The 18,311-nt window shown below is 39.2% G+C and carries 19 protein-coding genes and 1 pseudogene; 19 read left to right on the top strand and 1 reads right to left on the bottom strand.

What is annotated here, in order from left to right; all coding sequences use genetic code 11:
- The first annotated feature begins 73 nt into the window (after positions 1-73).
- The 3 genes from GHI93_RS04185 (at position 74) to GHI93_RS04175 (ending at position 2,972) form a co-directional block, all read left to right on the top strand.
- A complete protein-coding gene (locus GHI93_RS04185; RefSeq protein ID WP_153495821.1) occupies positions 74-1,159 on the top strand; it encodes an FAD:protein FMN transferase in 1,086 nt (361 codons plus the stop codon).
- A 193-nt stretch (positions 1,160-1,352) separates the two neighbouring features.
- Complete coding sequence (locus GHI93_RS04180; protein WP_153495820.1) at positions 1,353-1,619, top strand: ACT domain-containing protein; 267 nt, start codon at positions 1,353-1,355, stop codon at positions 1,617-1,619.
- A 15-nt stretch (positions 1,620-1,634) separates the two neighbouring features.
- Positions 1,635-2,972 (top strand): PFL family protein, encoded by a 1,338-nt coding sequence (locus GHI93_RS04175; RefSeq protein WP_153495819.1) that lies wholly within the window; start codon positions 1,635-1,637, stop codon positions 2,970-2,972.
- Positions 2,973-3,052: 80 nt separating this feature from the next.
- On the opposite strand, the gene GHI93_RS04170 is transcribed toward GHI93_RS04175, so the two are convergent.
- On the bottom strand, positions 3,053-3,244 hold the full coding sequence (locus tag GHI93_RS04170) for a hypothetical protein (RefSeq protein WP_153495818.1): 192 nt from the start codon (positions 3,242-3,244) through the stop codon (positions 3,053-3,055).
- Positions 3,245-3,375: 131 nt separating this feature from the next.
- Here GHI93_RS04170 and pcrA point away from each other — a divergent pair, with 131 nt between their 5' ends.
- The 16 genes and pseudogenes from pcrA to GHI93_RS04090 all read left to right on the top strand — a co-directional run.
- A complete protein-coding gene (gene pcrA / locus GHI93_RS04165) occupies positions 3,376-5,673 on the top strand; it encodes a DNA helicase PcrA (RefSeq protein WP_153495817.1) in 2,298 nt (765 codons plus the stop codon).
- A 5-nt stretch (positions 5,674-5,678) separates the two neighbouring features.
- Positions 5,679-6,149, top strand: coding sequence for an 8-oxo-dGTP diphosphatase (locus GHI93_RS04160; protein WP_153495816.1), 471 nt, complete (start codon positions 5,679-5,681; stop codon positions 6,147-6,149).
- Between the two features lie 43 nt (positions 6,150-6,192).
- Entirely contained in the window at positions 6,193-6,768 is a 576-nt protein-coding gene (locus GHI93_RS04155) for a DNA-3-methyladenine glycosylase I (protein WP_153495815.1), read from the top strand.
- Between the two features lie 112 nt (positions 6,769-6,880).
- Positions 6,881-7,810, top strand: a complete 930-nt coding sequence (gene truB, locus GHI93_RS04150) for a tRNA pseudouridine(55) synthase TruB (RefSeq protein WP_153495814.1) — start codon at positions 6,881-6,883, stop codon at positions 7,808-7,810.
- Between the two features lie 12 nt (positions 7,811-7,822).
- The gene (locus GHI93_RS04145; RefSeq protein ID WP_153495813.1) at positions 7,823-8,722 is read left to right on the top strand and encodes a bifunctional riboflavin kinase/FAD synthetase; all 900 of its coding nucleotides are present in this window, start codon (positions 7,823-7,825) and stop codon (positions 8,720-8,722) included.
- 35 nt (positions 8,723-8,757) lie between these two features.
- On the top strand, positions 8,758-9,711 hold the full coding sequence (locus GHI93_RS04140; RefSeq protein ID WP_153495812.1) for an L-lactate dehydrogenase: 954 nt from the start codon (positions 8,758-8,760) through the stop codon (positions 9,709-9,711).
- Between the two features lie 164 nt (positions 9,712-9,875).
- Positions 9,876-10,637, top strand: coding sequence for a triose-phosphate isomerase (gene tpiA, locus GHI93_RS04135; RefSeq protein WP_153495811.1), 762 nt, complete (start codon positions 9,876-9,878; stop codon positions 10,635-10,637).
- 227 nt (positions 10,638-10,864) lie between these two features.
- Complete coding sequence (locus tag GHI93_RS04130) at positions 10,865-11,881, top strand: ABC transporter ATP-binding protein (protein WP_281347477.1); 1,017 nt, start codon at positions 10,865-10,867, stop codon at positions 11,879-11,881.
- Positions 11,865-12,689, top strand: coding sequence for an ABC transporter permease (locus tag GHI93_RS04125; RefSeq protein ID WP_153495810.1), 825 nt, complete (start codon positions 11,865-11,867; stop codon positions 12,687-12,689). Before GHI93_RS04130 ends, GHI93_RS04125 begins: the two co-directional genes overlap by 17 nt.
- Before the next feature lie 6 nt (positions 12,690-12,695).
- Complete coding sequence (locus GHI93_RS04120; protein ID WP_153495809.1) at positions 12,696-13,481, top strand: ABC transporter permease; 786 nt, start codon at positions 12,696-12,698, stop codon at positions 13,479-13,481.
- 265 nt (positions 13,482-13,746) lie between these two features.
- Entirely contained in the window at positions 13,747-14,643 is an 897-nt protein-coding gene (locus tag GHI93_RS04115; protein WP_153495808.1) for a choloylglycine hydrolase family protein, read from the top strand.
- A 172-nt stretch (positions 14,644-14,815) separates the two neighbouring features.
- Positions 14,816-15,400: a hypothetical protein gene (locus GHI93_RS04110; protein ID WP_153495807.1), complete on the top strand. Its 585-nt coding sequence runs from the start codon at positions 14,816-14,818 to the stop codon at positions 15,398-15,400.
- A complete protein-coding gene (hemW, locus tag GHI93_RS04105) occupies positions 15,401-16,549 on the top strand; it encodes a radical SAM family heme chaperone HemW (protein WP_153495806.1) in 1,149 nt (382 codons plus the stop codon). It abuts the gene before it with no gap.
- 62 nt (positions 16,550-16,611) lie between these two features.
- Complete coding sequence (locus GHI93_RS04100) at positions 16,612-17,421, top strand: GH25 family lysozyme (RefSeq protein ID WP_153495805.1); 810 nt, start codon at positions 16,612-16,614, stop codon at positions 17,419-17,421.
- Positions 17,422-17,553: 132 nt separating this feature from the next.
- Complete coding sequence (locus GHI93_RS04095; RefSeq protein WP_170272385.1) at positions 17,554-18,003, top strand: MarR family winged helix-turn-helix transcriptional regulator; 450 nt, start codon at positions 17,554-17,556, stop codon at positions 18,001-18,003.
- A 110-nt stretch (positions 18,004-18,113) separates the two neighbouring features.
- Positions 18,114-18,311 (top strand): annotated as a pseudogene (locus GHI93_RS04090) (IS982 family transposase); the annotation flags it as partial.

Below are 18,311 nucleotides of genomic sequence, written 5' to 3'. Positions count from 1 at the left end.
AAAGGATTAAATTAATCAGATGGAGAGGTGAAAAAGCAATTTGAAAAGAAATCGCTCGATACTCGAATTCAAAATGAAAAAAGTCAGTTTATTTTTAAGTCTCATGATGAGTCTTGTTCTTTTGTGTGCGTGTGGAAAAAATCAAGCGCAACATCCTGTACGTGATTTGTTGAAAACACCCATTACAAAAGATGCAACCACGATGGGAACGTTTATTCAAGTCACGGTTTATGATAAAGGAAAAACGCAAGCGGTCAATGAAGCACTGAAAATTCCTGTAAAGTATAATGCACTGACCACAGTGAATCAATCCGGTTCGCAAATTGATTTGATCAATAAAAATGCTGGAATAAAGCCGGTAAAGGTCGATCAAGGAGTTTATCAGTTAATTAAAGATGGCGTGAGTTATTCTGAAAAATATCCGCAAAGTGGGTATGATGTGACGATTGGAAGTTTAACAAAACTTTGGGATATTGGATTTCCTGATGCAAAAAAACCGACACAAGCACAGATTGATCAGGTCCTTCCTACGATTAACTATCGCTTCATTTCGTTTAATGATGCAAAACATGAAATTGAATTGACACACAAGGGCACACAACTTGATTTAGGATCGATCGTAAAAGGTTATGTCGCCATGTTAATGGTGGATCAACTAAAAAAGGCTGGCGTGACGACAGGAATTGTCAATTTAGGATCCAGCTCGATTTATGTGATTGGGGATTCTCCGCGCGGAGCCACACAACCTTGGAGAATCGGTATCAAAGATCCAAATGATCCAACAGGTGCGCAGATGGGAATTCTTCAAGCTGCAAATCAACACGTCAATACCTCAGGGATTTATGAGCGGTATTTGACTGTTGATGGGGTGAAATATTCACATGAACTCAATCCCAAAACAGGTTATCCTTTTGATAATGACATTGCAAGTATTACCTTACTGATTTCTGGTAAAAATTCAACGAACGGTGATGGTTTGTCTTCAACAATTTTCGGATTAGGAACAAAAAAAGGCTACGCGTTAGTTGAAAAAATGAAAAACGTTGAGGCAGTTTTCGTGGATAAAAATGACAAAGTCTATATTACGCCAGGACTAAAAGATAAGTTTAAATTGACGAGTACAGCGTATAAAATTGCAAATATCACGACTTTAAAATGAATTTAGCCTTTCTGTCAGTACTGACAGAAAGGCTTTTTGTGCAAAATTGAACATAATCCGAACATTTCAAGTAAAAAAAGCTGAAAAATGACTTTTTTACATCCGCTCACGCGTTAAAAATGGTATAATAAAGAAAAAATTTTTAAAATTCTGTCAGTACTGACAAAACAGGGGATAGAAAAAAGGAGAACTTATGCGCGCAGTTGTTACAGTTGTTGGGGCTGATAAAGTCGGTATTGTTGCAGGAATTACGGCCACATTGGCAGAGTTAAATGCAAATATCTTAGAAATTTCACAAACGTTGATGAGCGGAGCGTTTACAATGATGATGGTCGTGTCGCTTGAAGCGGATCAGAATTTTTTGGCTTTCCAAAACACGTTGGGCCAAAAAGGAGAAACGTTGGGCGTGACTGTGCATATTCAAAACGAAGCGATTTTTAATGCGATGCACGAGCTTTGATTGAGGAGAATAACGATGCAAATTCAAAAAATTAAAGAAACGTTAGCGATGATTGATGAGCAAAATTTTGATATTCGGACCATTACAATGGGCATAAGTTTGCTCGACTGTATTGATCCAGATATTAATGTTGCCGCTCAGAAAATTTATAATAAAATTCTTCTAAAAGCTGGAAATCTAGTGAGCGTCGGCGATGAAATTGGGCAAGAATTGGGCATTAAAATTGTCAATAAGCGCGTTTCAGTCACTCCGATTTCGATTATTGGCGCAGCGAGCGATGCGACAGATTACACTCCATTAGCACTCGCAATGGATAAAGTCGCACATGAGATTGGGATTGATTTTATTGGTGGATTTTCTGCATTGGTCCAAAAAGGCTATCAAAAAGGCGATAAAATCTTGATTGACAGCTTGCCAAAAGCACTCGCTCAAACAAAACGTGTGTGTGCTTCAGTCAATGTCGGATCTACAAAAGCAGGCATTAACATGACCGCAGTGCGCGATATGGGCGAAACAATCAAAAAAATGGCTGCAGCAGATAAGATGGCTTGTGCCAAATTAGTTGTTTTTGCGAATGCTGTCGAAGATAATCCCTTTATGGCGGGCGCATTTCATGGCGTTGGTGAAGAAGATGTCGTGATTAATGTTGGTGTTTCTGGCCCAGGAGTCGTCAAACGGGCGCTGGAAAAAGTTCGTGGAGAACGCTTTGATGTGGTTGCCGAAACCATCAAGAAAACTGCTTTTAAAATCACAAGAATCGGTCAATTAATTGGAAAAATGGCGAGTGAACGCTTGGATGTTCCATTTGGTGTTGTAGATTTGTCACTTGCGCCAACACCTGCGATTGGAGATTCTGTTGCACGTGTGCTCGAAGAAATTGGATTGGAAACTGTGGGCACTCATGGCACGATTGCAGCGCTTGCCATGCTCAATGATGCCGTGAAAAAAGGCGGTGTTATGGCAGCAGAACACGTCGGTGGACTTTCTGGTGCGTTTATTCCTGTTTCTGAGGATGAAGGAATGATTGCTGCGGTCAATTCTGGTGCGCTTTCAATTGATAAATTAGAAGGAATGACCTGTGTTTGCTCTGTTGGACTTGACATGATTGCCATTCCAGAAACAACACCAGCAAGTACGATTTCAGGGATGATTGCTGACGAAGCTGCGATTGGTGTCATCAATCAAAAAACAACCGCGGTACGCATTATTCCACTCGGAAAAGCAGGTGAGCAAATCGAGTTTGGTGGACTGCTTGGTGTGGCACCTGTGATGGAGGTCAATCAAGCCTCATCAGCAGATTTTGTTGCACGTGGAGGACAAATTCCAGCACCAATTCACTCATTTAAGAACTAAAAACTTTCTGTCAGTGCTGACAGAAAGTTTTAATTTATGAAGCAGCATAGGAGGATTTCTGTCAGTACTGACAGAACCATTTAACAGTGTCCAATCGCATTTTCATTGAGCCAAACACCAGCTTCATTGTCAAAAATCCGCAATGTTTTGTCCGCACTGACAAAATCAATGATTTCTTGTCTTGAAAGTCCCGTCAATGCTTGTGCAGTCAAAACTGAAGTCACTTCCATTTTCAAAAGTGCCTCGCGTAGCACTAAAAATTTATTTTCCATAAGCCGATTATATCCCTAAGCGCACGCTTTGTCAATAAATAAGAAAAGTTGAGGATATGAAAAATCGTGGTATAATAGAGAAGCTGATATTTTTAGAAAAAGCATGAATTTTGCTCAATAAGGAAAGAAAAATGAATCGATTACTCCAAGGAATGAATGAAAAACAAGCACTCGCTGTTCAAACGACACAAGGTCCACTTTTGATTATGGCTGGTGCTGGATCTGGAAAAACACGAGTTTTGACACACCGGATTGCTTATTTAATTGATGAAAAAATGGTCAATCCGTGGAATATTTTAGCAATCACATTTACAAATAAAGCGGCGCGTGAAATGAGGGAACGTGCGCTATCACTTACTCCACAAGCACAAGATACATTAATTGCAACATTTCACTCCATGTGCGTTCGAATTTTACGTCGTGATGCGGATCATATCGGTTATCATCGTAATTTTACGATTGTCGATCCAGGTGAACAAAAAACACTCATGAAAAGGATTTTGAAAGAAATGAATCTTGATCCTAAAAAGTGGGACCCAAAAACACTTTTAGGAAGTATTTCAAACGCCAAAAATGATTTATTAGACGAAGCAGCTTATGAAGCACAAGCCAATGCAAGAAATCCGTATGAACTACTGACAGCACGCGTTTACAAAGCTTATCAAAAAGAATTGAGAAGATCAGAAGCAATGGATTTTGATGATCTTATCATGCAAACCTTGCGTTTATTTGATCAGAATCCAGATGTTTTAGCCTATTATCAAGGAAAATTCCAGTACATTCATGTGGATGAATATCAAGATACCAACCACGCACAGTACCAATTGGTTAAGCTTTTAGCTTCACGCTTTCAAAATATTTGCGTTGTTGGTGACGCTGATCAGTCGATTTATGGGTGGCGAGGCGCAGATATGCAAAATATTTTGGATTTTGAAAAAGATTACCCGAAAGCTAAAGTTGTTTTGCTCGAAGAAAATTATCGCTCAACAAAAACCATCTTACAAGCAGCAAATAATGTCATAAAAAACAACGTGAATCGTAGGCCAAAAGAATTGTGGACTCAAAATAATGAAGGGGAAAACATTGTCTATTATCGTGCCAATGATGAGCGAGATGAAGCGCTTTTTGCAGCACAAAAAATTATTGAACAAGTCCGAATCGAGAAAAAGAAATACTCAGATTTTGCAGTATTATACCGCACCAACGCACAGTCTCGAAACATTGAAGAAGCCTTCATGAAATCAAATATCCCTTACGGAATGGTTGGAGGAACGAAATTTTACTCCAGAAAAGAAATCCGGGACGTCATCGCATATCTCAATGTGATTGCAAATCCATCTGATAATATGAGTTTTGAGCGCATTATTAATGAGCCAAAAAGAGGGATTGGTCCTGGAACCGTTGAAAAACTTCGTTTATTTGCAACGCAAAAGGAAAAATCAATGGAAAATGCCACACTGGACATTACGCTTTCTGATATTCGCGGAAAAGCTGCTGGCGCCATTTTTGATTTAGGGGTGATGTTTGATCTCTTGCGCAGTAAAACAAAAACGCTAACCATCACAGCATTGGTCGAAGAAGTCCTCAAAAGATCAGGCTATTTAGAAAGTTTAAGCATTCAAAGCACGATCGAAAGTCAGACCCGAATCGAAAATATCGAAGAATTTCTTTCCGTTACAAAACATTTTGATGAAAAAGATGAAGTTCCTACTGACGTGACCACGGCTGAGCCAATCATTGAGACAGGACTTGAAAAATTGAGCCGTTTCTTGAATGATCTAAGTTTGATTGCAGATACAGACTCAGGAGAGGAAGATTCAGATTTAGTCACACTTATGACGCTTCACGCCGCAAAAGGACTTGAATTCCCAACCGTTTTTTTAATTGGTATGGAAGAAAACATTTTCCCACTTGGACGGGCAAATGAAGATCCAGAAGAACTTGAAGAAGAACGACGGCTAGCCTATGTTGGAATCACACGTGCTGAAAAACAGCTCTATCTTACCAATGCAAACCAGCGTGTCCTGTATGGAAAATCCAGTTATAATCGCCCAAGTCGCTTTATTTCGGAAATTGAAGATCAACTAATAGACTATGCAGGTCTTGCAAGAAAAGCCAATACCAGTTTTAACGCAAGTTATAAAAACACAAATGGCACAACACAGTTCGGCTCAGGAATGGCAATGCTAGATGCGATACATGATCGAAAAGCACGCCTCAATCCGTTTGCAAATTCAAAAGAGACGGTTTCATCAAAATCTGAAACTCACTGGCAAATTGGAGATACTGCTGTCCATAAAAAATGGGGTGAAGGGATGGTTCTTTCTGTCACAGGGACTGGAAAAAATATGGAACTAAAAATTAACTTCCCAGAGATCGGAATGAAGCGCTTATTGGCAGCAATGGCACCGATTGAAAGAAAGGACTAAGATAGATGAGTCATCATCCCCTTGAGCAGGTAGAGTTAACGAACATGGCTGCTGTGATTGATCGAAAAAATCATAAAGTTTTGGTTCAAGAACGCGTAAAATCTTGGTGCGGGATCGCTTTTCCAGGCGGTCATGTCGAAAAAGGAGAATCTGTTGTTTTATCAACAATTCGAGAAATCAAAGAAGAAACAGGGCTTTCAATCAAAAATCTCAAATCTTGTGGCATTAAAGATTGGTATGAAAAAGATCAAAACAAACGTTATATCGTATTTCTTTATTGCACAGAAGATTTTTCAGGTGAACTGCGTGAAGAAACACCAGAAGGAAAAGTGTTTTGGGTTGATCTGGATCATCTTCCCCAAGAAAAACTCTCGTCAGGTTTTATTGAGATGGCAGAGATGATGTTGGGTCAAAGAGTGGCATCAGAATTCTATTATGAGATTGATAATGAAGATTGGAAAAAGAAATTTTATTAATTAACAGAATAAAAATTATGTTAATTATAGAAAAGAGACGATAATGCCAGAGAAAAAACGTTGTGCTTGGTGTGAATCTTCACCAAAAATGGAGCACTATCACGATGAATTTTGGGGAACTCCCTTACACGATGATCAAGAACTTTTTGCAAAATTAGTGTTAGATATGAATCAAGCGGGACTTTCTTGGAATACGATTTTAAACAAACAAGAGCATTTTTATGAAGCTTTTGATCAATTTGACATCAAAAAAGTAGCGTCATATGATCAAAAAAAAGTGGATGAACTCATCCAAAATGCAGGAATTATTCGCAATAAATTAAAAATTAATGCAGCCATCCAAAACGCAAAAATCGTGTGTGACATTATTAAAGAGTTTGGTACGTTCGATGCATACATTTGGTCTTTTACAGATGGAAAAGTAGTACAACATCACATTAAAAATGAAAGTGAGGTTCCTGCAAGTGATGCACTGTCTGATCGCATGAGTAAAGCGATGAAAAAAAGAGGATTTAAATTTGTTGGAACGACGATCATTTATGCGTATTTACAGGCGATTGGAGTGATCAATGATCATGTAGAAACTTGTTTTAGATATTCAGAATTAAAAGGATTATAAAATAATCAGAACGTTTTAGAAAAAGGAGTGATAAAAGGCACTGCTTTTTCTTGTATCGCAAAAGAAATTAGAAAGCGGTATTTTGCTTAAAAAAATGATATAATTTTTATCGATGAATGAAAATTTAAATGGCATAATCAATGTCTATAAAGAAGCAGGATGGACCTCTTTTGATGTGGTTGCGAAACTTCGAGGCATATTAAAAACAAAAAAAATAGGACATGGTGGGACGCTGGATCCAGAGGTGACGGGTGTTTTGCCGATTGCTGTTGGAAAAGCAACGCGTTTATTGGAATACATGGAAGCGTCCGGAAAAGTGTATGAGGGAGAAGTCACACTAGGAAGTGCGACAGATACTGAGGATGCACACGGAAAAATCATCCAGCACATTCCAATTTTGACACCACCGAGTGAAAAAGAGATTGATGACGCGATGAGTAAGATGCACGGAAAAATCAAGCAAGTTCCTCCAATGTACTCAGCAGTAAAAATTAAAGGAAAAAAACTTTATGAGTATGCACGAGCTGGTATTGAAGTGGAGCGTCCTGCACGAGAGATTGAGATTTATGAGTTTGTGCGCACAAGTCCGATTGAATATGACGCTGACAAAAAATGTGCACATTTTACTTTTCGAGTGGCATGCAGCAAGGGGACTTATGTCAGAACGCTATCTGTTGATCTGGCCAAAAAATTAAATTTACCTGGGCACATGTCAAGATTGGAACGTACAGCAGCCAATGGACTAAAGCTTGATTCTGCACTTTCTTTGTCTGATATTGAAAAAATGCGAGATGAAAATCGATTATCAGAGTGTCTTTATCCGATTGAGTTGGCGGTGTCTGATCTTGTGCGTGTCCCACTCACGCGTGAACAATATGAAGCAGCAATCGTTGGAAAAAAATTTCAGGAAACTGATTTTCAAGCACTGTCAGCGCTGACAGTTTCTCAATTTGCTGCATTTTATAATGAAAAACTCGTGGCGGTGTATATGAAGCACCCCGAAAATAAAGGAGAATGGAAACCAAATAAAGTATTTGGTTAAATGACATAAATCATGGAAATATTAGAATTTGATGAGATGACCGCGTTTGATGAGCAGTCTGTGCTTGTGTTAGGTTATTTTGATGGGCTCCACCGTGGGCATCAGGCCTTATTTGCACAAGCAAGAAAAGTCGCTGCTGTGTTAAATTTAAAAATTGTTGTATTGACTTTTCCTGAAAAACCAAGCTTGACTTTTCAAAAATACGAACCAGAGATGCTTTTAAAGTTAACGAGTGATCAAAAACGTGCGGCTCTCTTTGCTGACAATGGCGTTGATTATTTAATTTTTAAGAATATGACGTCATCGTTTTCAAAACTTACGACTACTGAATTTAGTAAAAAAATTATTTCAAAATTCAATCCAAAAGTCGTAATTACTGGATTTGATCACAAGACGGGATCAGATATGAAACCGTTGGAATCAACAAAAGAATACAAAGTGATCCGCGTACCCGAAGTGTCACAAGATGGGCAAAAAATTTCATCCACGCGGATTAGAAATGCAATTCATCAAGGAGAAATAAAACACGCAAATGACTTGCTTGGTTATGCGTATGAAACGACAGGGCTTGTGGTTCATGGCTTTGCTCGTGGTCGTCAATTAGGCTATCCAACTGCAAATCTTGTCATTAAAGATTATATCCATATTCCAAGTGCAGGAGTTTATACTGTTGATGTTTTGATTCAAGGCATGCGCCATCGTGGATTTGCATCAATTGGATATAACGAAACCTTTGATGTTAAAGAAAAAACGATCGAAGTCCATGTTTTTGATTTTGATTTGGATATTTATGGAGAAAATCTGACGGTGTTCTGGCTGGATAAAATTCGTGACATGATTAAATTTGATGGCATGGAAAGTCTCATCGCTCAAATGAAAGCAGATGAAGTGCTTGCAAGGGCCTATCAATAAATAAAATGCTCAAACATCATTATTAAGGAGAAAACATGAGTAAAGTTGCAATCGTTGGTGCTGGTGCTGTTGGGATGACCTATGCGAACACCCTTGTTGCAGGGGATTTAGTAGATGAAATCGCAATTATTGATCTGAATAAAGAAAAAACACAGGCGAATGCTTGGGACTTGCTTCATGCGGTGCCGTATTTATCCACCTCGCCTAAAAAAATCACTTCGGCAGATTATGATACATGTCGAGATGCGGATATTGTTGTGATTACAGCGAATGCGCGTGCGGCCACGTTTGATGAAAAACCAGATCGTCTCAAACTTCTTGAAGCAAATGTGAAAATGATTCAAACCATTACCATGTCTGTCATGGCTTCTGGATTTAACGGAATTTTTTTAGTGGCCTCAAATCCAGTTGATGTGATTTCACAAGTCATTGCTGAATGTTCTGGACTTCCTAAAAAGCAAATCATTGGGACAGGAACATTGCTTGAAACGGCACGTCTAAAAGATATGATTGCTGAAAATCTTGATGTAAGTCCTAAAAATATACACGGATATGTTCTTGGAGAACACGGGAATTCGAGTTTTTCTGCGTGGTCCACGATGATGATTGGTGCATTATCTTTGAAAACCTGGCTTGAGCGACATCCTGAAAATGCCCTCGCTGACTTTGATTATTATGATCGTCGTGTGCGTGAGATTGGTTTTGATATTTTTAATGGAAAAGGAAATACGTCTTATGGGATTGCATCCGTTTTGGCACGCTTGACGATGGCGATTACGCGAGATGAAAAAGCAATTTTGCCTGTTTCTACTTATTTGAGTGGCGAGTATGGCGTTTTTGGGGTATATATTGGTGCTCCTGCAGTGATTGATGCTAAAGGGGTACGTGAAGTGCTTATACTGGATTTATTGGATGAAGAACTTGAACACTATAAAAAATCTGCAGCAATCTTGAAATCGAATGTTGAGTCAATAAAAAAGATGAAATAAAAAAACGCTTACGCCTGTAAAAATTGATATTTATGCCTGACAAACTGAGCACTTTGTGATAAAATTATAAATGTAAGAATGAACAAATTGTTCAAATTGTAAACACTTTGGTGTTTTATCGACATAAAACTTTGCAAAACAAAGTTTAAAAAGGAGAAACTTAGATGTCATCACGTAAACCTTTTATCGCAGGTAACTGGAAATTAAACAAAAACCTCAAAGAAGTGTTAGCCTTCTTGGATCAAATTGACGGCAAATTGCCTTCAGAAGATAAAGTAGAAGTTGCTATTGCTGCACCTGCAATGTATCTTGTACCTTTGGTACATCACCGTGGAAAAAATCCACTTAAAGTGGCTGCTGAAAATGTTTATTTCAAAAATTCAGGTGCATTCACTGGTGAAACTTCACCTCAATCACTTGCTGATGAAGGAGTTGAATATTCAATCATCGGTCACTCTGAACGTCGTGAATATTTCCACGAAACAGACGAAGACATCAACAAAAAGGCACATGCTTTGTTTGAAGTTGGTGTGACACCAATTCTTTGTTGTGGTGAAACGCTTGAAACTTTTGAAGCTGGAAAAACAGCACAATGGGTTTCAAATCAAATCGAAGCTGGACTTAAAGGATTGTCAGCTGAACAAGTTTCTAAACTTGTCATTGCGTACGAACCAATCTGGGCTATCGGTACTGGAAAAACAGCGACTGCCGAAATTGCTGATGAAACGTGTGGTGTTGTTCGGTCTGTTGTTGAAAAATTATACGGTAAGAATGTTTCAGAAGCAGTTCGTATCCAATATGGTGGTTCTGTAAAACCTGAAACTGTCGCAGAATTGATGAGTAAAGAAAATATTGATGGCGCACTCGTAGGTGGCGCATCGCTCGTTGCTGACAGTTTCCTTGGTTTGCTTGATATTTACAAATAAGCACTGACAAAAAGGCACAAAGGTGTCTTTTTTTTCTGTCAGTACTGACAGAAAATCTGGACTGAGTTTTGAGAGAAAAAAGTGAAGATTGGTGGATTTCTTTGATCGCACAGAAGAAAAAAATCCAATTTTAGGGTATAATATAATCAGAAAATTTGCTGATAGACTAGGCCTATCAGTTTTGTCTTGACTTGTCAAGACAAACACTAACCAGCAAAGGAGCAACGATGACTGAAAATATGATTACAGTCAATCACTTACAGAAAAATTTCAAAAAAACTGTGAAACAGTCAGGGCTGACAGGCTCTGTCAAATCGCTTTTTCACCCGAAATTTGAGATTTTCGAAGCGGTCAAGGATTTGACATTTGAAGTGCCAAAAGGCGAGATTTTAGGCTTTATTGGGCCAAATGGCGCAGGAAAATCAACGACAATTAAGATGTTGACAGGCATTCTCACGCCAACATCAGGCTTTTGTCAAATCAACGGTAAAATTCCGCAGAAAGACCGTAAAAATTATGTCCGCGACATTGGTGTCGTTTTCGGACAGCGCACGCAGCTTTGGTGGGATTTGCCGCTGTCAGAGACTTATGGTGTGCTAAAAGAAATTTACAGAGTGCCAGATGCGCAGTATCAAAAGCGCATGGAATTTTTGAATGAAGTGCTAGATTTACAAGATTTCATCAAAGACCCTGTGCGCACGCTCTCACTCGGTCAGCGGATGCGCGCAGATATTGCGGCAAGTCTTTTGCATTCTCCAAAAGTCTTGTTTCTCGATGAACCCACGATTGGGCTTGATGTTGCGGTCAAGGACAATATTCGTCAGGCAATTCAGCAGATAAATGCGGAAGAACAGACGACGATTATCCTGACGACGCACGATTTGAACGATATTGAATTGCTGAGCGACCGGATTTTCATGATTGACAAAGGTGCTGCGATTTTTGACGGTTCTGTCAAAAAATTGAAAGAAAAATACGGAAAAACACACACGCTGACGATTGAATTGTCAGAAAATATCCCTGTCAGATTTGACAAAATCCCTGACAAACTTGTCAAAATCGAACAAAATGACCTCACGGTTTCTGTCAAATTTGACAGCAGCCAAATCACTGCACCAGAGCTGATTGCCCAAGCGCTCGCTGTCGCACCTGTCAAAGATGTGTCTGTCACAGGTGCGGATATTGAGGACATCATTCGCAGGTTCTTCAGAAAGGAGGAGCTTTCAGATGCCAAAACTCTCTAATTTCAGGACTTATCTGCCTTTTTTTCGTGCGGGTTACCAAGAAGTCCTCGCCTATCAAGGGAATTTTTTGATTTACAGACTCGCTGATGCAACCTTTGCGCTGGTTGCTTATTTTCTCTGGCGTGCAGTATTTTCAAGCAGTACCAGCCCAAATCTTGGCGGTTTTACCTTGCCTGAGATGATTATTTACGTTTTTCTCAGCTTTTATCTCGCAACGCTGACAGCCTCTTATGCAAGTGGAAATATCGGGCAAGAAATCAAAGATGGGTCGATTGCGATGCGTTTGCTAAAGCCAGTCAATTACTCGCTGACCTACTTTTTCGAGGAAATCGGTTCAAAACTCCTGCAAGTTGGCTTTATGACCGTCATTCTACTAGGTGGGATTGTGACTTTTCAGCTGACGCATCCGCAAGTTCTTGCATTTCATCTTGGAAATTTCGCACTTTTTGTTTTGAGTAGTCTCCTTAGCTATCTCATCAGCTATTATTTTGACTTGTGTTTTGGTTTCACGGCGTTCATTTTTCAGAATCTCTGGGGTGCAAATAACATGAAAAGCACGATTGTTAATTTTTTCTCAGGGACGCTCATTCCGCTGGCATTTTTCCCGCCACTTGTCGCCAGTATTTTCTCATTTTTGCCCTTTGCATCACTGATTTACACTCCGATTATGATTTATCTCGGCCGTTACAATCCGCATCAGCTCCTGATTGCATTTGTCATACAGGCTTTTTGGGCAATCTTTTTCTATGTTCTGTCAAAAATCATCTGGCGGGCTGTGATTGGTCATTTGACCGTGCAAGGAGGTTAATCTGATATGAAAAGACTTTTCAGACTTGAACGCGTCTTTATCAAGCAATATTTCAAGCAACTCATGGAGTACAAGGCAGATTTCATCACAGGACTCATCGGATTTTCGCTGAGCCAAGGACTCTCGCTCCTTTTCATCGGTGTTTTGATGAGCAAAATTCCGTCTCTGCACGGCTGGACACTCTCACAGATTTATTTCATTTACGGTTTTGCGCTGATTCCGCGCGGCATTGACCATTTGCTAACCGACAATCTCTGGGCAGTCGGGCAGCGCTTAGTGTATAAAGGCGATTTTGACAAATACATGACACGCCCCATGAACCCATTACTCCATGTGATGATGGAAGTTTTCCAGCTCGATGCGCTGGGCGAGCTCATTATCGGGATTGCATTGCTCATCACAAGTAGTGCAAGTGTTGACTGGACAGCGACAAAGATACTTTTATTTATCATCAGCATTCCTTTTGCGACACTCATTTATACTGCTATCAAAATTGCCGCTTCAAGCGTTGCTTTCTGGCTCAAACAGTCGAATTCCGTGACTTATCTGGTTTATTCGATGAATAATTTCACCCAGTATCCGCTCACGATTTTCAACCGCGGCGTGCGTTTTATTGTCAGTTTTATCATTCCCTTTGCCTTCACCGCCTACTATCCCGCGCATTATTTTTTGACGGGAAATAATTCTTTGTTCAATATCGGTGGGCTGATAATCGTTTCCATCATCGCTATGATTTTGGCTTTACTTCTTTGGAATCGTGGAATTCAAGCCTACGAAAGCGCTGGATCGTAAAAAAGTCCAGACGAGACGTGAGAAAGTGGGTTTATTGCGTTAAGTGTGCATCTAAAAATGATCCGTCACTGCACCCACGTAGCAATTTTTGAAATCGTGCAAATAAATGATTCTTCAAAGCTGTGTGAGCAATAGAATTGACAAATAAATTAATGCGCAGGCTTACGATTTTACAAGTGAATCCCACAAAGGCTTACCGCCCAATTTTGTGGGATTTATAGAGCAATACTTCTTGTAGCGAGAAAAAGTATGATATAATCGAGTGATGTGTACATCTATTCAAATGAAGGCAAGCGATGGGAGCATTTTATTTGCAAGAACGATGGATTGGCATGAGTATCGTCCAAATCCACTCAGGCTCCCCAAAAATTATCAGTGGAAAACCGTTTATGATCAACAAAAAATACAAAATACTTATGCAATTTTAGGCGTGGGAAAAAATCTTGATGACGGCAGCGTCGATCTCTCTGATGGAGTAAATGAATATGGACTGTCTGTCCAAAAACTCACTTTTTCAAATGCGTCCAGTTATCAGCTGACAAAAAAACCAAATCATTTAGCGATTGCTCCGTTTGAATTTGTACTGTGGGCACTTGGAAAATGTCGGTCTGTAGCAGATTTGATCAAGCAACTTGATTTTCTTCAGTTAATGACGGATGATTTTTCGGATTTTAAATTTGGAAGAAATGATTTGCATTTTTCTGCAACGGATCGCACGGGACGCATGATCTCCATTGAGCCAATCAATCAGACGTTTATAGTCAAAGAAAATCCGATTGGCGTCGTCACAAATGCACCAAAACTGGAGCGAGAAATTGAAAAACTCACGCCTTATTTGACGCTTACATCAGAAAAAAGGGGGCTTAATCAGATTTCAGATGGACAATTTTCTGGAAAAACAGTGATGCCAGGTGGATTTACGCCAACCAGTCGTTTTGTGAGGGCGACAGTGCTTAAAGAACGTGCCGTCACACCAAAAGATGAAGTTCAAAATGTGATTGAAACGTGGCATATTTTAAACAGTGTGACCACTCCGAAATCAGACGGTAGATCTGATACGTACACAATTTATCGCGCAGCAGTGGATCTTTCGAGCTGCAGTCTTTATTTTCAAGCCTATCAGGATTTTTCAATTCAACGCTTTTCATTTCTGATGGATTGAAAAGATATAGTTGAAGAAATGGACAGTCTGTGCTACAATATAAATAAGGTCAAAAATGGTAGTTTCTCATGAACTGAGCGCTTCCATTTTATTTTGTGTTTTAAAATTCAGTTTTGGACTGGATTTTAAATAAAAGTAATTTTGTCAGTACTGACAAAAAGGAGGAAGAACATTGCATTGGATTGTCGTTGTTGGAGCACTTGTTGCGTTGGGGTTTTCAGGGCTTTATTTATTTGCCACGTTAAAAGGAAGTGTAAAACCCAATAAAGTTACATGGCTCATCTGGGCTGTTGCACCATTAATCAGTGCTTTTGCATCATTTTCTGCGGGTGTTTCATGGGCTACGTTACCAGTTTTTGCATCAGGTTTAGGTCCTCTTCTTATCTTTTTCGCATCTTTTTTTAATCCATCCGCTTACTGGAAAGTCACAGTTTTTGATTTGCTTTGTGGCGGCTGTTCGATTTTGGCGCTCATTGCTTGGGCATTAACTCAAGATGCGAATGTCGCGATTTTCTTATCCTTAAGTGCAGATGCATTAGCAGCTCTTCCGACACTTGTGAAAGGATGGAGATTTCCGGAAACAGAAAATGGATGGCTCTATCTTGGTTCAGCTCTCTCAGCAGCTGCAAGCTTCACAGAAATCAAAGCTTGGAGTTTTGTAGAAATTGCTTTTCCACTCTATCTCATCGGACTAGGACTCAGTTTTTGTTTGTTATTTGAAACACGGAAATTTCAGGTTGCAAAAAAAGCATCATAAATGAAAGAAGAAATTGATTTGAATCATCCCAAAGCTGCCTATGTTCATATTCCATTTTGTTCACAGATCTGTTATTATTGTGACTTTGCAAAAGTCCTTCTTGAAGGTCAGCCCGTAGAGGAATATCTGGACGCAGTGATTGAACAATACCGGACTTACCAAATTAAAACGCTCAAAACGCTTTATATTGGTGGAGGAACGCCGACTGCACTGAGTGCTCAGCAAATGAAAAAATTATTGTCAGCGCTGACAGCTTCGCTTGATCTGTCAGTACTGACAGAATTTACTGTCGAAGCAAATCCAGGAGATTTGACCGACGAAATGATTGAAGTCCTAGCACAATCCCCAGTCAACCGCATCTCACTTGGTGTTCAGACCTTTAATGATCGCCTTTTAAAGAAAATTGGACGAACGCACACGCAAGCACAAGTCTATGAAGCCATACAAAAGCTCCGAAACGCGGGATTTAAAAATATCACGATTGATTTGATTTATGCCCTTCCCACACAAACGATGAGTATGGTAAAAGAAGATCTCAAGCAGCTTTTAGCGCTTGATCTTCCACACGTTGCGCTTTACAGTTTAATCTTAGAAGATCACACGATTTTTATGAATCGCCAACGCAAAGGGATGCTAAAACTGCCGAATGAGGATAAAAATGCCGACATGTATGAGTATATCGTTGATACTTTAAGTAAAAAAGGCTATAATCATTATGAAGTTTCGAATTTTGGGAAACCAGGATTTGAAAGCCAACACAATCTCACTTATTGGGACAATGCAGAGTATTACGGAATCGGAGCTGGAGCAAGCGGGTATTTAGACGGCATCCGGTATAAAAATCATGGTCCCATTCATCACTACATTGAAGCAAAAAATAAACGCGTCCACGAAGAACGATTGACTCAAAAAGAAAAAATTGAAGAAGAAATGTTTCTTGGATTACGTAAAAAAACAGGCGTCAATGTTCAAAGATTTGAAGAAAAGTTCCATCGCAATTTTGATGAATTGTATGGTGATGTGGTGAGAAAATACATCAAACGTGGTTTATTAGTAGATGATGAAAAAACAATCCGACTCACAAATCAAGGTTTTGAGCTCGGAAATGAAGTGTTTGCTGAGTTTTTACTTGCAGAAGATTTTGAATAAGCATCAAAATTTGATACAATAGATTTCAAAAAAATTGATAAAAAGAAACGAAGAAAACAATAATGAGGCGAAAATTAAATGCGTTAAGTGCGATTTTTTTCACATGTGCAATGATTGGAATGCTCATTCTTTTAGGAATGACAAGATTTTCACCCGATTTTACTCTTGATCCAATTAAAAGTACAATACAAAAAAATCAATCCCCAACAAAAGAAAATAAACCGACCACTAATCTCAATAAACCCGTCATTGATCTTTCAGGCTGGCAACCGCCAGATCAGATTAACTATGACCTCCTCTCAAAACAAGTGATTGGAGCGGTGATTCGCGTTGAAGCAACACCAGGAAAAGGAGACGGATCCGCCAAAGCATCGGGGGAGGATAAGTATTATGGCGCTCACTTGAGTGCCTTTAAAAAAAGAGATGTGCCTGTTGCTGTTTATGCTTATGTTTCTGGAAAAACAGTGGCTCAAATGAAAAAACAAGCGCAACAATTTTACCTACATGCGAAAAAATATGCCCCAACTTATTATTGGCTAGATGTTGAAGAAACAAATATGCCCAACATGAACGTCGGCATTGAAGCATTTCGATCAGAGCTCTCAAAACTTGGCGCTAAAAAAATTGGCATTTACGCACAAGACTGGTTCATCACAGAAAATAAAATTAATACAAGTAAATTTAATGCCATCTGGATGGCGGATTATGGTAGAAATACAGGGACTTGGGATGCTTCTCCTAAAACGAACTTGAATTATCTCATGCAACAATACACCAGTCGTGGCAAAATCAGTGGGTATTCAGGAGATGTAGATTTAAATTTTATCCGAACACCAGAAGCTTATCGCGAATTATTTAAAGGAAAAGGATAATTTCCTTTTTTTTTTCAAAAAAATGTTTTAAATGATTGACAATCCCCAAAGAAAGGAGTAGGATATAACAAGTAACACCGTTAGCAATAAAATGAGGTTAGCGAAAAACTATTTTTTTCAGAAAGGAAACGCATGGATTATACAAAAGCAGCGGAGGATTTTTTCTCATGTATGAAGCAAAAAGACGCGAAAAAAGTCTTACTAAAGCTCAATGAAAATTCACAAGGTGAACCACTTGTTTTGGTTTATTTATACAAAAATGCTGGCGCTTTGATCGTCCCGAGTGATATTGCGAAATACATTGGAACAAGTACCGCACGTGTTGCAAGTATCCTCAACAGTCTTGAAGGAAAAGGAATGATTTCAAGAGAAATTTCAAGAGAAGACCGTAGAAAAATCTTAGTTTTTCTGACGGATAAAGGACGAAGAGAAACAAAAGAACGACGCACGCGGATCATCACTCGCATCTCAAACGTATTTAAGGCGATGGGAGAAGAAAGAACGCAACAATTTATCGAAGATTGGGCCCTCTTTTTAAAGATGAGCCTGTCAATTTTAGAACAAGAAAAGGAGGAACATTAAATGCCTGAAACAATAGCAAAACCCGAATTGCTAGTTAATTTCATTGGAAAATAAATAAGTCGTGCTATCCTAATCTTAAACCACTAAGCATTAGAAAGCGCACGACTTATATGACTTATAATAGCACACTTCCAAAAGTTTTTGTTTATTTACTGACAACCATTGAGACGCTTTATCAAACGAGTGTTCCCCTTGAGGTTCAAAACCGAAAGAACGTCCATCTCGCAACATCAGATTGCTTAGTTATCGCTTGTTACCTCTGGGGCGTACTGCATTTTAGTGAAACGCTTAAAGCTAAGCACCAATTG

This window comes from Lactococcus hircilactis (assembly GCF_009601015.1).
GTDB classification, from domain to species: Bacteria; Bacillota; Bacilli; order Lactobacillales; family Streptococcaceae; genus Lactococcus; species Lactococcus hircilactis.
This window is presented reverse-complemented; position numbering and strand designations above follow the sequence as displayed.

Excerpts from the sequence above, each read along its gene's own strand:
- GHI93_RS04185 (WP_153495821.1), top strand. The coding sequence starts at position 74 with ATGAAAAAAGTCAGTTTATTTTTAAGTCTCATGATGAGTCTTGTTCTT.
- GHI93_RS04180 (WP_153495820.1), top strand. The coding sequence starts at position 1,353 with ATGCGCGCAGTTGTTACAGTTGTTGGGGCTGATAAAGTCGGTATTGTT.
- GHI93_RS04175 (WP_153495819.1), top strand. The coding sequence starts at position 1,635 with ATGCAAATTCAAAAAATTAAAGAAACGTTAGCGATGATTGATGAGCAA.
- GHI93_RS04170 (WP_153495818.1), bottom strand. The coding sequence starts at position 3,244 with ATGGAAAATAAATTTTTAGTGCTACGCGAGGCACTTTTGAAAATGGAA.
- pcrA (WP_153495817.1), top strand. The coding sequence starts at position 3,376 with ATGAATCGATTACTCCAAGGAATGAATGAAAAACAAGCACTCGCTGTT.
- GHI93_RS04160 (WP_153495816.1), top strand. The coding sequence starts at position 5,679 with ATGAGTCATCATCCCCTTGAGCAGGTAGAGTTAACGAACATGGCTGCT.
- GHI93_RS04155 (WP_153495815.1), top strand. The coding sequence starts at position 6,193 with ATGCCAGAGAAAAAACGTTGTGCTTGGTGTGAATCTTCACCAAAAATG.
- truB (WP_153495814.1), top strand. The coding sequence starts at position 6,881 with ATGAATGAAAATTTAAATGGCATAATCAATGTCTATAAAGAAGCAGGA.
- GHI93_RS04145 (WP_153495813.1), top strand. The coding sequence starts at position 7,823 with ATGGAAATATTAGAATTTGATGAGATGACCGCGTTTGATGAGCAGTCT.
- GHI93_RS04140 (WP_153495812.1), top strand. The coding sequence starts at position 8,758 with ATGAGTAAAGTTGCAATCGTTGGTGCTGGTGCTGTTGGGATGACCTAT.
- tpiA (WP_153495811.1), top strand. The coding sequence starts at position 9,876 with ATGTCATCACGTAAACCTTTTATCGCAGGTAACTGGAAATTAAACAAA.
- GHI93_RS04130 (WP_281347477.1), top strand. The coding sequence starts at position 10,865 with ATGACTGAAAATATGATTACAGTCAATCACTTACAGAAAAATTTCAAA.
- GHI93_RS04125 (WP_153495810.1), top strand. The coding sequence starts at position 11,865 with ATGCCAAAACTCTCTAATTTCAGGACTTATCTGCCTTTTTTTCGTGCG.
- GHI93_RS04120 (WP_153495809.1), top strand. The coding sequence starts at position 12,696 with ATGAAAAGACTTTTCAGACTTGAACGCGTCTTTATCAAGCAATATTTC.
- GHI93_RS04115 (WP_153495808.1), top strand. The coding sequence starts at position 13,747 with ATGTGTACATCTATTCAAATGAAGGCAAGCGATGGGAGCATTTTATTT.
- hemW (WP_153495806.1), top strand. The coding sequence starts at position 15,401 with ATGAAAGAAGAAATTGATTTGAATCATCCCAAAGCTGCCTATGTTCAT.
- GHI93_RS04100 (WP_153495805.1), top strand. The coding sequence starts at position 16,612 with ATGAGGCGAAAATTAAATGCGTTAAGTGCGATTTTTTTCACATGTGCA.
- GHI93_RS04095 (WP_170272385.1), top strand. The coding sequence starts at position 17,554 with ATGGATTATACAAAAGCAGCGGAGGATTTTTTCTCATGTATGAAGCAA.